This window comes from Rhizobium sp. N324 (genome assembly GCF_001664485.1).
Lineage (GTDB): Bacteria > Pseudomonadota > Alphaproteobacteria > Rhizobiales > Rhizobiaceae > Rhizobium.
Map to the genome: position 1 here is coordinate 4,563,132 of NZ_CP013630.1, position 13,221 is coordinate 4,576,352.

16 protein-coding genes and 1 tRNA gene are annotated in these 13,221 nt (G+C 62.8%); 14 read left to right on the forward strand and 3 right to left on the reverse strand.

Going from position 1 to position 13,221, the window contains the following annotated elements:
* The first annotated feature begins 24 nt into the window (after window positions 1-24).
* The gene (locus AMK05_RS21925) at window positions 25-585 is read left to right on the forward strand and encodes a DsbA family protein (protein ID WP_064841149.1); all 561 of its coding nucleotides are present in this window, start codon (window positions 25-27) and stop codon (window positions 583-585) included.
* A 55-nt stretch (window positions 586-640) separates the two neighbouring features.
* Here the strand turns inward: AMK05_RS21925 and AMK05_RS21930 are convergent.
* A tRNA-Ser gene (locus AMK05_RS21930) sits at window positions 641-730 on the reverse strand.
* A gap of 305 nt (window positions 731-1,035) precedes the next feature.
* Here AMK05_RS21930 and rplU point away from each other — a divergent pair.
* From rplU to AMK05_RS21950, 4 genes are all read left to right on the forward strand, one after another.
* Window positions 1,036-1,353 (forward strand): 50S ribosomal protein L21, encoded by a 318-nt coding sequence (gene rplU / locus AMK05_RS21935; RefSeq protein ID WP_003543907.1) that lies wholly within the window; start codon window positions 1,036-1,038, stop codon window positions 1,351-1,353.
* A gap of 33 nt (window positions 1,354-1,386) precedes the next feature.
* Window positions 1,387-1,656: a 50S ribosomal protein L27 gene (gene rpmA / locus AMK05_RS21940; protein ID WP_003567620.1), complete on the forward strand. Its 270-nt coding sequence runs from the start codon at window positions 1,387-1,389 to the stop codon at window positions 1,654-1,656.
* A gap of 125 nt (window positions 1,657-1,781) precedes the next feature.
* Complete coding sequence (locus AMK05_RS21945) at window positions 1,782-2,438, forward strand: GNAT family N-acetyltransferase (RefSeq protein WP_012559345.1); 657 nt, start codon at window positions 1,782-1,784, stop codon at window positions 2,436-2,438.
* A complete protein-coding gene (locus AMK05_RS21950; protein WP_064841150.1) occupies window positions 2,435-3,022 on the forward strand; it encodes a GNAT family N-acetyltransferase in 588 nt (195 codons plus the stop codon). The genes AMK05_RS21945 and AMK05_RS21950 overlap by 4 nt, the downstream gene beginning before the upstream one ends.
* Before the next feature lie 37 nt (window positions 3,023-3,059).
* Here AMK05_RS21950 and AMK05_RS21955 read toward each other — a convergent pair whose 3' ends face one another.
* The gene (locus tag AMK05_RS21955) at window positions 3,060-3,926 is read right to left on the reverse strand and encodes an endonuclease/exonuclease/phosphatase family protein (protein WP_064841151.1); all 867 of its coding nucleotides are present in this window, start codon (window positions 3,924-3,926) and stop codon (window positions 3,060-3,062) included.
* Window positions 3,927-4,010: 84 nt separating this feature from the next.
* On the opposite strand from AMK05_RS21955, the gene obgE reads away from it, so the two are divergent.
* From obgE to modC, 7 genes are all read left to right on the forward strand, one after another.
* Window positions 4,011-5,105 (forward strand): GTPase ObgE, encoded by a 1,095-nt coding sequence (obgE, locus tag AMK05_RS21960; protein WP_064841152.1) that lies wholly within the window; start codon window positions 4,011-4,013, stop codon window positions 5,103-5,105.
* The gene (gene proB / locus AMK05_RS21965; protein ID WP_064841487.1) at window positions 5,092-6,261 is read left to right on the forward strand and encodes a glutamate 5-kinase; all 1,170 of its coding nucleotides are present in this window, start codon (window positions 5,092-5,094) and stop codon (window positions 6,259-6,261) included. Before obgE ends, proB begins: the two co-directional genes overlap by 14 nt.
* A complete protein-coding gene (locus AMK05_RS21970; RefSeq protein ID WP_064841153.1) occupies window positions 6,254-7,537 on the forward strand; it encodes a glutamate-5-semialdehyde dehydrogenase in 1,284 nt (427 codons plus the stop codon). Before proB ends, AMK05_RS21970 begins: the two co-directional genes overlap by 8 nt.
* 37 nt (window positions 7,538-7,574) lie before the next feature.
* On the forward strand, window positions 7,575-8,174 hold the full coding sequence (locus AMK05_RS21975) for a nicotinate-nucleotide adenylyltransferase (protein WP_237352222.1): 600 nt from the start codon (window positions 7,575-7,577) through the stop codon (window positions 8,172-8,174).
* A 483-nt stretch (window positions 8,175-8,657) separates the two neighbouring features.
* Entirely contained in the window at window positions 8,658-9,449 is a 792-nt protein-coding gene (gene modA / locus AMK05_RS21980) for a molybdate ABC transporter substrate-binding protein (RefSeq protein WP_064841155.1), read from the forward strand.
* A 305-nt stretch (window positions 9,450-9,754) separates the two neighbouring features.
* Entirely contained in the window at window positions 9,755-10,456 is a 702-nt protein-coding gene (gene modB / locus AMK05_RS21985; RefSeq protein ID WP_064841156.1) for a molybdate ABC transporter permease subunit, read from the forward strand.
* Entirely contained in the window at window positions 10,453-11,520 is a 1,068-nt protein-coding gene (gene modC, locus AMK05_RS21990; RefSeq protein ID WP_064841157.1) for a molybdenum ABC transporter ATP-binding protein, read from the forward strand. The genes modB and modC overlap by 4 nt, the downstream gene beginning before the upstream one ends.
* Before the next feature lie 28 nt (window positions 11,521-11,548).
* Here modC and AMK05_RS21995 read toward each other — a convergent pair whose 3' ends face one another.
* Window positions 11,549-11,908 carry a winged helix-turn-helix domain-containing protein gene (locus AMK05_RS21995; protein WP_064841158.1) on the reverse strand — a complete coding sequence of 120 codons (360 nt, stop codon included), beginning with the start codon at window positions 11,906-11,908 and terminating at the stop codon, window positions 11,549-11,551.
* Window positions 11,909-12,117: 209 nt separating this feature from the next.
* Between AMK05_RS21995 and rsfS the strand changes: the two genes are divergently transcribed.
* Window positions 12,118-12,561: a ribosome silencing factor gene (gene rsfS / locus AMK05_RS22000; RefSeq protein WP_003589592.1), complete on the forward strand. Its 444-nt coding sequence runs from the start codon at window positions 12,118-12,120 to the stop codon at window positions 12,559-12,561.
* A gap of 116 nt (window positions 12,562-12,677) precedes the next feature.
* On the forward strand, window positions 12,678-13,160 hold the full coding sequence (rlmH, locus tag AMK05_RS22005) for a 23S rRNA (pseudouridine(1915)-N(3))-methyltransferase RlmH (RefSeq protein WP_064841161.1): 483 nt from the start codon (window positions 12,678-12,680) through the stop codon (window positions 13,158-13,160).
* Window positions 13,161-13,221 lie beyond the last annotated feature (61 nt).

Genomic DNA, 13,221 nt, shown 5'->3' on the forward strand with positions numbered 1-13,221 from the left:
TTCACGAACGGAAAGGACATCGCTATGACCGATACTTCGTGGCACGCAGATCCCCTGAGCTGGGGCAATGGCCTACACATGTTCGAAGCCTTCCTCGAGCCGACGGACCCCTACTCGGCCAAAGCATTCAACAAGCTGGACGCCCTTCTCGATCAGGCCGGCGAGGACAGGATCACAGTGAAGATCCGCCTGCAGTCGCAACCCTGGCATCTCTATTCCGGCGTGATCGTCCGCTGCATCATCGCAGCCTCGACGCTGGAAGGCGGCAAGGAGACGGCAAAGAGGGTCTTAGCCGCCGTCGCCGCGCATCGGGAAGAGTTCGAATTCGATCATCACGCCGGCGGGTCGAATATGGACGTGACGCCGAACCAGATTATCGAGCGCCTGGAGGGCTATAGCGGCGTCAAGCTGAAGGACGCCTTCGCAATTCCGGATCTTGACCGAGAGATCAAATGGCACTGCAAATACGCCCGGCAAAACGGCATCCACGTCTCGCCGAGTTTCATGATCGACGGGCTGGTGCAGGGGGACGTCAGCAGCGGCGACGAGGTTGCGGCGTGGGTGAAGAAGGTGCTGGGCCATTGACGCCTAGCTATGCCAACGTCCTGAAATCACAAGCGTTGGCGCGCTTGAAGCATTATGGCGGAGAGGGTGGGATTTGAACCCACGATACCCTTGCAGGTATGCCGCATTTCGAGTGCGGTGCATTCGACCACTCTGCCACCTCTCCGCGGTCAGGTCGGCGCTTGTTCGGCGCGGGCGTTCTCATAACGAGCCTGTGACGGGTTGGCAAGCCGAAAAGTCGAAGCATTCCATCCTTTTGCCTTGACACTTTTTTGTCACTCGCGTATCTCGGCTGCGCAATAGGTTCGGAGTAATCCGTGCCTTGCCAGTCCCGCGCTCGCGTGGGGCGTTTCACCGGCAGGAAGAGCTCGAGGCCAGCCCTCTGAAATCCCTGCTTAACTTCGACTGATAAAAAGACGGCCACCCTGCTGATCAGCGGGGAGAGCTGGAACGAACATGAAAGGATAAAAAATGTTCGCAGTCATCAAGACCGGCGGTAAACAGTACCGTGTGGCAGCCAACGACGTGCTGACCATCGAAAAGCTGGAAGCCACCGCTGGCGACTCCATTGAATTCACCGAAGTGCTCGTGATCGGCGAAGGCGCCGACGCTGCGATCGGTGCGCCCTTCGTTACCGGCGCCTCTGTCAAGGCAGAAGTCGTCGAACAGAACCGCGGCAAGAAGGTCATCGCCTTCAAGAAGCGCCGCCGTCAGAATTCGAAGCGTTCGCGCGGCCATCGTCAGCATCACACGGTCGTCCGTATCACGGACATCGTGGCTGCCAAGTAAGATCAACGGGACAAGGTTTAAAGGAGAACTCCAATGGCACACAAAAAAGCTGGCGGTTCCTCGCGCAACGGTCGCGATTCCGAATCCAAGCGCCTTGGCGTGAAGAAGTTCGGCGGCGAAGCCGTCATCGCAGGCAACATCCTCGTGCGTCAGCGCGGGACGCAGTGGCATCCGGGTTCCAACGTCGGCCTCGGCAAGGATCACACGATTTTTGCGCTTACCGCCGGCAATGTGAACTACCGAACCAAGGCCAACGGTCGCGTCTACGTGTCTGTCATGCCGAAAGCGGAAGCAGCGGAATAAGCCGGTAGCGCTCAAAAACAGCCGGCGTCTCATCGACCCGGCTGGCCGTATCAGGTTCAGTCTAGAAAACAGGGGAGATGGGGCGCCATCTCCCCTTTTTCTTTGTCCAAACAGGAGGACTGAACATGCAAGGCGAATTGTTAAGGGTAGACCAATCACGGTCGCCCCGGGAAGGCCAGGTGTCTTCCGAAGAACGGCTGAGGCCGGAGCGGTTAAGGACCGATTGCCCTGTCTTGTTATCGGAAAGGCTCGTCATGCGCGCGCCCCACGAAGAAGACATCGACGCCCTTGCCCATCTCGCCAATAACGCCAAAGTCGCCACCATGGTATCGCGTATGCCGCACCCTTATACCGCCGATGATGCTGCCGACTTCGTGCGTCGCACGAAAAAAGGCGAGATTGGCAAGTGCGTCTATGCAATCACCAAAGCCGAAAACGGCGCCTTTATCGGCTGCTGCGGTGTCGAGCCGCATGCCGACGGCAGAACCGTCGAGATCGGCTACTGGCTGGGCGAGCCCTATTGGAACAAGGGTTATACCACCGAGGCCTGCCATGCCCTGGTCGATATGGTGTTCAGAACCCGTCAGGATGTCGATCAGATCGATGCCCGTTGCCGGGTGATGAACGTCGCCTCGCGCCGCGTCATCCAGAAGTGCGGCTTCCAGTTCCAGGGATCGGGGCTCGCCGCTTCGCTGGCGCTCGGCAGCAACGTGCCGGTGGAATGGTACAGGCTCGACCGCAAGACCTGGATGTCGCTCAGAAGCTGGGGGAACATCGCATGAGCACGACCGCGCTGCAAAGGCCGGAGACCAGGCCGATGATGCCAGGCCCCGCGCCTGTCATCTCGACCGCCCGGCTGACGCTCCGCCCCCACAGGCTGAGCGACGCGCCATCGATTGCGGAATCGCTTTCCGATTTCGCTGTCACGCGCATGCTGTCCCGCGTGCCCGCGCCGTTCGACCGGCAGGATGCGCTGGACTGGCTGGTCCCGGTCACCTCGGGCGCCCTGCCGGACTGGCCGTTGGCGATCACCGGCAAGGACGATGTCCATATCGGCAACGTCTCGATCGAGCTGCGCCACGGCCGCTGGCACCTCGGCTATTGGCTGAACCGCTACTACTGGCGGCGCGGCTATATGAGCGAGGCGGTGGCTGGGATTATCGAGCGCTTCTCGCGCCGCATGCCGGAGACGCCGATCCATTCCGGCGTCTTCGCCGACAACCCGGCCTCGCTGCGGCTGCAGGAGAAGCTCGGTTTCCGCATGACCGGTTGCGGCGAAATCTATTGTTTCGCCCGCAACACCATGGTCTCGCACATCGAAACCGTGCTGCAGCCGGGCATGCTGCAGCCGCGGAAGGTGGCCTAATCGAAGAAAGAAGACGCCGCCCAGAGCGGCGTCTTCGTCAATTCCCGATCTCGACCCACAGAGGAAAATGATCGGAGCCGACGGATTGCGTATCGATCCGGGCGGATTGCAACCGGCCCTCGAGGCCGCAACTGACGAAGCAATAATCGAGATGCATGCGTTCGCCGTGATCTTCGGGATTCATCCAGCTGTAGCTCTCCGGGCGGTAAGCTTTGAGCGCCGCAAAGGCGTCGACCGGCGTGCCGATCCTGGTGATACGGCCGTAATATCCGCCCCCGGCACCGGCAAGCGCGCAATATTCCGGCGATTCCGGCTCCATGTTGAAATCGCCCATGACGACGTAATCCTCCGGCAGCGGCGGCTCCGGCAGATCGAATTCGCCGCCCCCCGTCAGCGATCCGCCGTCGTGGACGAAAGCGTTGATATGCGCGTTCAAAAATTGCAGCTGGCGAATGCGCTCGTCTGGAGAGACGTGGTCGAGATGCACGGAATAGACACGGATCGCGCGCCCGGGTGCCGCGATGACCGCCTCGGTGGCACCGCGCTGCAGGTTGATCTTGCCGATCGTGCGGCTGCGCGGCAGAAGCAGCGTCCGGGTCGAAAGGATCGGCCAGCGCGACAGCACCATATTGCCGAACTGGAAGCGTGTGCCCCGCACCGGCGAGAGCCCGCTTCCGGCAGCCTCGGCATGCAGGTCGCAGGCCGGCCCATACACCCAGAAATGGTCGGGAAAGAAGGCGGCAAGGTCGGCCGCCATGTCGGCAAAACCGTTGCGCGAGAAGCCGCGGGTCACTTCCTGCAGCGCGATGATATCGGCGCCCTCGAGGCTCCGGGCAATGCGCGCGAGATCGTATCTGCCGTCGAGACCGAAGCCGTACTGTATGTTATAGCTCGCAAAATTCACGATAATCTTTGACCTCCGTCGGAACCGCCTATATCGAATGGGCCAAGACGGGCCGTCCAACCGCCACCGGATACTGGAAGTAAAATGAAATTTCTCGACGAAGCAAAGGTCTATATCCGATCCGGAGACGGCGGCGGGGGCAGCGTTTCCTTCCGGCGCGAGAAATTCATCGAGTTCGGCGGGCCGGACGGCGGCGATGGCGGCCGTGGCGGCGATGTCTGGGTCGAGACCGTCAACGGCCTCAACACGCTGATCGATTTCCGTTTTCAGCAGCATTTCAAGGCGACGATCGGCACCCACGGCATGGGCAGGAACCGCACCGGCGCCAACGGCAGTGACGTGACGCTGAAGGTACCCGTCGGAACCCAGATCTTCGAGGAAGACCGGGAAACGCTGATCTGCGATCTCACCGTCGAAGGCCAGCGTTATTGCCTCGCCCATGGCGGCAATGGCGGCTTCGGCAACGCCCATTTCAAGACCTCGACCAACCAGGCGCCGGATTGGGCCAATCCCGGCCTGCCCGGCGAGGAAAAGACCCTCTGGCTGCGGCTGAAGCTGATTGCCGATGCCGGCCTCGTCGGCATGCCCAATGCCGGCAAGTCGACCTTCCTGGCATCGGTCACCCGCGCCCGGCCGAAGATTGCCAATTATCCCTTCACCACCCTGCATCCCAATCTCGGCGTCGCCACCATCGACGAGCGGGAATTCATCCTGGCCGACATTCCTGGCCTGATCGAAGGTGCCCATGAGGGTGTCGGCATCGGCGACCGTTTCCTCGGCCATGTCGAGCGCACCCGCGTGCTGCTCCATCTCGTCTCCGCCCAGGAGGAAAAGGTCGGCAAAGCCTATACGACGGTGAAGCACGAGCTCGAAGCCTATGGCAACGATCTGACGGATAAGGCCGAGATCGTCGCTCTGTCGCAGATCGACGTGCTCGACGAGGCCGAACTGAAGAAGAAGACGAAGGAATTGGCCGAGGCCTGCGGCAAGACGCCGTTCCAGATTTCCGCCGTCACCGGCAAGGGTATGACCGAGGTGCTGCGTGCGCTGCGCGACATCATCGTCGAAGAAAATGCCGAGGAAAAGCCGGCCAAGGTGCCGAAGCAACGCCATCGCGACATTGTTGTCGCCGACGAGGCTGAGGACCTTGGCGAGGATGGGGCCGATGACCAGCCGTAAGCCGCTCGGCCGCTACCGCCGCATCGTCATCAAGATCGGCTCGGCGCTGCTGGTCGATCGCAAGGTCGGGCTGAAAAAGGCGTGGCTCGACGCCATGTGCGCCGACATTGCGGGGCTGAAGGCCAAGGGCATCGACGTGCTCGTCGTCTCCTCCGGCGCCATTGCGCTCGGCCGCTCGGTGCTCGACCTGCCGTCCGGCGCGCTGAAACTGGAGGAAAGCCAGGCGGCCGCCGCCGTCGGCCAGATCGCGCTGGCCCGCGCCTGGTCGGAAAGCCTGTCGCACGGCGAGATCGTCGCCGGCCAGATCCTGCTGACGCTCGGGGATACCGAGGAGCGCCGCCGCTATCTCAATGCGCGCGCCACCATCAATCAGCTTTTGAAAATCGGCGCCGTGCCGATCATCAACGAGAATGACACGGTCGCCACCAGCGAGATCCGCTATGGCGACAACGACCGCCTGGCCGCCCGCGTCGCGACGATGACCGGCGCCGATCTGCTGGTCCTTCTTTCCGATATCGACGGCCTCTATACTGCGCCGCCGCATCTCGACCCGAACGCGACGTTCCTGGAGACGATTTCCGAAATCACCCCGGAGATCGAGGCGATGGCCGGCGGCGCGGCTTCCGAGCTGTCGCGCGGCGGCATGCGCACCAAGATCGATGCCGGCAAGATCGCTACGACATCGGGCTGCGCCATGATCATCGCCTCCGGCAAGACCGAAAGCCCGCTGTCGGCGATCGAAAACGGCGCGCGGTCCTCCTGGTTCGCGCCGTCGGGCACGCCGGTCACCGCCCGCAAGACCTGGATCGCCGGACAGCTGCAGCCGGCCGGCGAACTGCGTGTCGATGACGGCGCCGTCACCGCCCTCGGGGCCGGCAAGAGCCTGCTTCCGGCCGGTGTGCGCGGCGTTTCCGGCCTGTTCAGCCGCGGCGATACGGTGGCGATCGTCGGCCCTGAAGGTCGCGAGATCGCCCGCGGGCTTGTCAGTTACGATGCCGAGGATGCCCGCAGGATTGCCGGCCGCAAGTCGGCCGAAATCGAGGCCATTCTCGGTTATCCCGGCCGCGCCGCCATGGTCCATCGCGACGATATGGTGATGACCGCGCAGATCAGACAGAAATCGGAAAGGCAGAAGAAGGACGCGGCCCATGCCTGATACCGTTGCGCTAAGCCCTGACATTGACGCGCTGATGAACGACATCGGCCGCAAGGCGAAGGCTGCCGCGCGACCGCTGAGCTTTGCGTCCACTGAGGTCAAGAACAGCGCGCTGAACGCCATGGCCGATGCGATCCTGGCCAACCAGGCGGAGATCCTTGCCGAGAATGCCAAGGATTTGAAAGACACCGAAGGCAGCGACATGCTCGCCTCCTTCGTCGACCGGCTGACGCTGAACGACAAACGCGTCGCCGAGATGGCCGAGGGAATCCGTGCCATTGCCGCCCTTGCCGACCCGGTCGGTGAAGTTATCGCCGCCTGGGACCGCCCGAACGGGTTGAAGATCGAGCGCGTCCGCACGCCGCTCGGCGTCATCGGCGTCATTTTCGAAAGCCGGCCGAACGTCACGGCCGATGCCGGCGCCCTCTGCCTCAAGGCCGGCAATGCCGTGATCCTGCGCTGCGGTTCGGATTCGCGCCGTTCATCGCAGGCAATCCATGCCTGCCTCGTCGAGGGTCTGAAGGCCGCAGGACTTCCAGAGCATGCTATCCAGCTCGTGCCCGTCACCGATCGCGCCGCCGTCGGCGCCATGCTGCGCGGCCTGGACGGAGCGATCGACGTCATCGTGCCGCGCGGCGGCAAGAGCCTGGTCGCCCGCGTGCAGAGCGAGGCCCGCGTGCCGGTTTTCGCCCATCTCGAGGGCCTCTGCCATATCTATGTCGATGGCTCGGCCGATATCGAGATGGCCAAGCAGATCGTCGTCAATGCCAAGATGCGCCGCACCGGTATCTGCGGCTCTGCCGAAACCCTGCTCGTCGATGGCGCCGCGATCGGCACGCATCTGTCGCCGCTGCTCGAGGCCCTCACCGCGGCCGGCTGCGAAGTCCGCGCTTCGCCGACGGTGCTGAAGGTCGCCCCCGGCCTGAAGCCTGCAACCGAGGAGGACTGGTCGACCGAATATCTCGACGCGATCATCTCGGTCGCCGTCGTCGACGGCATCTCCGGCGCGATCGCCCATATCCAAAAATATTCCTCGAACCACACCGAAGCGGTGATCGCCGAGGACCCCGATGTCGTCGCGCGCTTCTTCACCGAGGTCGATTCGGCGATCCTGCTGCACAATGCCTCGACGCAATTTGCCGATGGCGGCGAGTTCGGCATGGGCGCGGAGATCGGCATCGCCACCGGCAAGATGCATGCCCGCGGCCCGGTCGGCGTCGAACAGCTGACCTCGTTCAAATATCGGGTGCACGGCGCCGGACAGACGCGGCCCTGACGTGACGGCGGAGAGTGTGGACCGGCATTATCTCCGCATGCCGCACAGCGAGCGCGGCATGGTCGTCGGCCTGTTCGGCGGTTCGTTCAACCCGCCGCACCAGGGCCACGCGCTGGTCGCCGAGATCGCCATCAAGCGGCTCGGCCTCGACCAGCTCTGGTGGATGGTCACCCCCGGCAATCCGCTGAAAAGCCGCAACCAGCTGGCCCCGCTTGCCGAGCGCATTGCCGAAAGCGAGCGTGTCGCCGCCGATCCGCGCGTCAAGGTCACCGCCTTCGAACAGTCGCTCGGCGTCAGCTACACCGCCAATACGCTCGCCCGCGTCAAGGCCCGCAATCCGCATGTGCATTTCATCTGGATCATGGGCGCCGACGGCCTGCAGACATTCCACAAATGGCAGAAATGGCAGGAAATCGTCCGCACCTTCCCGATCGCTGTGATCGACCGGCCGGGTGCCACGCTCTCCTACCTCTCCTCGAAAATGACCAGGACTTTCGATTTCGCCCGGGTCGACGAGGACGACGCGCGCATTCTCTGGAAGAAACCCGCGCCGGCCTGGACCTTCATCCACGGGCCACGCTCCGGCCTAAGCTCGACGGCAATCCGCAACGGCTCGCTGCCAGGCAGTTCCGAATAGGCTGATTTTTAAGGAAATCCCGGAAACGAGAAAGCCCGACGGGGGAGGATCCGTCGGGCTTATAAACTCGATCGACAACTGGGAGGAGGAGTGTTGTCGACCCTATCGAACGGCTATGGGAGGAGGAGAAGCCGTTTCGATGAGTGTGTTGTACCATATTCCGCTGGAAGATGAATATCGATTTGTGCAATGCAGCAATGCGGGCGCTGCAATCCTGTCGCGGACAGCCCTCGGGATACTGCCGTTTTTAGCGGCACGGCCGGCGAAACGGCCCTTGCAATGCCGGACTTTGTCGGTTGCCGATCGGCGCTGCCCGGAAAGTTCGACGTCCGTAGATCTCCGTCTCTGGGAAAGCCATGCGCTTCGTGAATAGGCGAACGCGGAACGGTCTGTCGCTAGGGTTATATTTTCCTGAATATATCCCTAGCCAAAGCGAGAGCGCCGTTATATTCGTCGCAATATTTCGAACCCTGGGGAATAATCATGCAGAACCGTCGCCAATGGATGAAACTGGCAACCGCCGCAATATCAGCCCTGTGGCTTGGGGCGGCAGCGCTGCCGACACCTGCCGCCGCGGCCGAAAAGCTCACCATCTTTGCGGCGGCGAGCCTCAAGGATGCGCTCGATGCCGTCAATGCCGCCTGGGCCAAGGAAAGCGGCAAGGAAGCCGTCGCCTCCTATGCGGCAAGCGGGGCACTGGCCAAGCAGATCGAAAACGCGGCACCCGCCGATGTCTTCATCTCGGCCGACCTTGCCTGGATGGATTACCTTGCCGGGAAGAACCTCATCAAGGCCGATACCCGTTCGAACCTGCTTGGAAACCGGATCGTGCTCGTTGCTGAAAAGGCCAAGGCAAAACCGGTCGAGATCAAGCCGGGCTTCGATCTCGCAGCGCTTCTGGGTGATGGCAAATTGGCCATGGGTGAACCGAAATCGGTTCCGGCCGGCAAATACGGCATGGCCGCGCTCGACAAACTCGGCGTCTGGAAATCCGTGGAAAGCAAGGTCGCCGGCGCCGAGAGCGTGCGCGCCGCCCTCGCCCTCGTCTCCCGCGGCGAAGCGCCCTACGGCATCGTCTACCAAACCGATGCCGCCGCCGATAAGGGTGTCGCCGTCGTCGGCACCTTCCCGGCCGATTCCCATCCGCCGATCATCTACCCGGTCGCCATTCTTGCCGAGAGCAAAAACCCGGATGCCGCAGCCTATCTCGACTTCCTGAAATCCGACAAGGCCACCGCCTTCTTCACGGCGCAGGGTTTTACCGTTCTCAAGTGATTGAGGGCGAAATGATTGCGGAATCAACAGTGACAGCTTAGCGTGAAGGCTCACTTAGGCGCGCCTCCTGTCCGGTTCGAGCCAATGGCTGCCCCTCGCCCTAACCCTCTCCCCGCTCGCGGGGAGAGGGGGCGTGCCCTGCGAAAGGTTGGCGAGGAACGGAGAGGTCGAGACATATCCCCTTCGCCCCGTTTACGGGGGTCCGAAGGACGGGTCGAGACGCGTGGCTCGACCCCGGTCGGTGCCGGCAGGCGGATGAGGGGCAGACACCGGGTGACACCGAATTTCCAGGGAGACAACCGCGTTTGGACATCTTCGGCCTGAGCAATGAAGAATGGACGGCGATCCTGCTCAGCCTGCGCGTCTCTTTTGTCGCCATGCTGGTGAGCCTGCCCTTTGGCATTCTCGTCGCTCTGCTGCTTGCCCGCGGCCGCTTCTGGGGCAAGTCGGTGCTGAACGGCGTCGTGCACCTGCCGTTGATCCTGCCCCCCGTCGTCACCGGCTTCCTTCTTCTCATCCTGTTCGGCCGCCGCGGTCCGGTCGGCAGCCTGCTCGACCAGTATTTCGGCATCGTCCTTTCCTTCCGCTGGACGGGCGCGGCACTCGCCTGCGCGGTCATGGCCTTTCCGCTGATGGTGCGCAGCATTCGCCTGTCGATCGAGGCTGTTGACCGCAAGCTGGAGGAGGCGGCCGGAACGCTTGGCGCCGGTCCCGCCTGGGTCTTTTTGACGATTACCCTGCCGCTGACCCTGCCCGGCATCATCACCGGCATGATCCTGTCCTTCGCCAAGGCCATGGGTGAATTCGGCGCGACGATCACCTTCGTCTCCAACATTCCCGGCGAGACCCAGACGCTATCCTCAGCGATCTACACTTTTACCCAGGTGCCGGGCGGCGATGCCGGCGCACTGCGGCTGACAGCCGTCGCCATCGTCATTTCCATGGCCGCGCTGCTCGCCTCCGAATTTCTCGCCCGTCTCGCCGGCCAAAGGATCGATCCGGAATGACGCTGATCGTCGCGGCAAAACAAAGGCTCGGCGGCTTTTCGCTCGACGCCGCCTTCACCTCCGAGCGTGGCGTCACCGCGCTGTTCGGCCGCTCCGGCTCCGGCAAGACCTCGCTGATCCGCATCATCGCCGGCCTCGCCCGCCCCGACGAAGGCCGCGTTATCCTCGACGGCGAGGCCCTGACCGAAACAGCAACCGGCACCTTCGTCCCGAAACATCGCCGCCGCTTCGGTTATGTCTTCCAGGAGGCGCGGCTTTTCCCGCATCTCAGCGTCCGCGCCAATCTCTCCTACGGCCGCTGGTTTACGGCGAAAACCGCACGCAGCGAGAGCTTCGATCGCATCGTCGACCTGCTCGGCATCGGGCCGCTGCTGGAGCGCAGCCCCGCAAAACTTTCCGGCGGCGAAAAGCAGCGCGTCGCCATCGGCCGCGCCCTTCTCGCCGCGCCCCGCCTGCTGCTGATGGACGAACCGCTGGCGGCCCTCGACGAGGCGCGCAAGGCCGAGATCCTGCCCTATCTGGAGCGATTGCGGGACCAGACCGAAATTCCGATCATCTATGTCAGCCATTCGATCGCCGAGGTGGCGCGGCTGGCAAACCAGGTCGTCGTCCTCAGCGACGGCAAGGTGGAAGCGATCGGCCCGGCCGTCGACATATTGAGCCGCCCGTCTGCGGCGGCTGATCGGAGAGAGGCGGGCGCGCTTCTCGAAGGCACGGTCGAAAGCTACGATCCACGCCACCACCTGTCGACCGTCGCGCTGAAATCTGCTCAGTTGCACATCCCCGGTGCAGCGCTTACCGCAGGCAGGCCGGTGCGCATTCGCATTCCGTCGCGAGACGTCATGCTGGCAACCGCCAGGCCCGAGGGCCTCAGCGCGCTGAACATTCTCGAAGGCAGGATCGCGGCGATATCGCCGGACGAGGACGGAACGGTGGAAATCCGGCTCGATTGCGGCGGCGACGCCATTCTCTCGCGCATCACAGCGCTCTCCTGCGAGCGCCTCGATCTTCAGCCCGGCAAAACCGTCTTTGCCGTCATCAAGACGGTTGCTCTGGAGGCCTGAACAGCGCCTCCCTACAGGCTGCGCCCCCTTACGGACTGCGCTTGCCTTCGAGCCAGGCGAGATCCTCGGCGAGGCTTTCGCGCATCGTCTTTTCCATCCGGCGGAAACGCTGGAGCAATTCTTCGCCGAACGGCGTCAGCGCCGCGCCGCCGCCCTTCTGGCCACCGCGCTGCGGCTCCACCACCTGTTCGCGGAACATCCGGTTCATCTCGCTGACCAGCAGCCATGCGCGCCGATAGGACATGTCCATCGCCCGCCCCGCCGCCGAGATCGATCCTGTCGCGCGGATATGCTCCAAGAGCTCCATCTTGCCGTGACCGAGACGATCTTCGTCCGGGAAGCTGATTCGCAGGACGGGCACGAGTGTTTTTGCGGCTGGATCGGTCATCGAATCGTGAAATCGTGGAATTTGCCGCACTTTACGCGGCGGTACGGAAACTGTACACCGCCCGCACCAGCAGTCCGCGCGGCAATATCCTTCAATTCGGACGCCAGATCGGATTTTCGACCGTTCTGTATCTTAGCACGTCTTGAAACATTAATGGTTTGATGCCTATCTTAACCATGATCCGGTCTCGATCGGATCTTGTGTTGTGCATGGTTTGTCATTCCAGGAAAGGGAAAGCACTGACAACAGTACACGCCAAGGGAAAAACGTTCGCCGTTATCCCGAAGAGTGCGGAACGTGGCGCCGATGCCGCCGCCCGTGCCCTAGAAACCGTCCTCGCCAGCCTCGAGGACTCCAAAGCTGAAGATATCGTCACCATCGACATTGCCGGAAAATCGGCGCTGGGAGACTACATGATCGTCGTCTCCGGCCGCTCGAACAGGCATGTCATGGCGATCTCGGATCACCTGCTCACCGACCTGAAAGACGACGGCCTCGGCACGGCCCGCGTCGAAGGCCAGGAAGGCGGCGATTGGGTCCTGATCGACACCGGTGATATTATCGTGCATGTGTTTCGTCCTGAAATCCGCGAGTTCTACAACATCGAAAAGATGTGGGCGGCTCCGGATATGGATGAAGAAACGCGGCACTGACAGGCAGGCCGGCATTCTGTCCGGCGCCTGAACGTGGCATTGGCTGGCCGGGCAAAAGGAAAACCGGCCGGTGGCGCCTCGTGCGCCCGATGTGCTGCATCAGCAGGAGCGGATGAATGCGAGTTGGTCTTTTTGCGGTGGGACGGCTGAAATCCGGCCCCGAAAAGGATCTTGCGGCCCGTTATTTCGACCGTTTCGCCAAGGCCGGCCCTGCTGTCGGCCTCGAACTTACCCGCGTTGCCGAAGTGGCCGAAAGCCGCGCCTCCAATGCGGAAACCCGCAAGCGCGAGGAAGCGGCGCAGCTTGTGAAATCGCTTGCCGACGGCAGCGTCCTCATTCTTCTCGACGAACGCGGCAAGGCGCTCGACAGCGAAGCCTTCGCGGGCCTGCTCGGCGCCTATCGCGACCAGGGCAAACGCGAGCTGACCATCGCCATCGGCGGCGCCGACGGCCTCGATCCCTCCCTCTACGACCGTGCCGACGCCACGCTTTGCTTGGGTAAAATGACCTGGCCGCATCAGCTCGTGCGCACGCTGATTGCCGAACAGCTCTATCGTGCCGTGACCATCCTGTCCGGCCATCCCTATCACCGCGTCTGATGCCGCATCGGCCCGATGCGCCACATTGTCACGCAGCCGTGTTTGCTTGGCCGCCCGATGT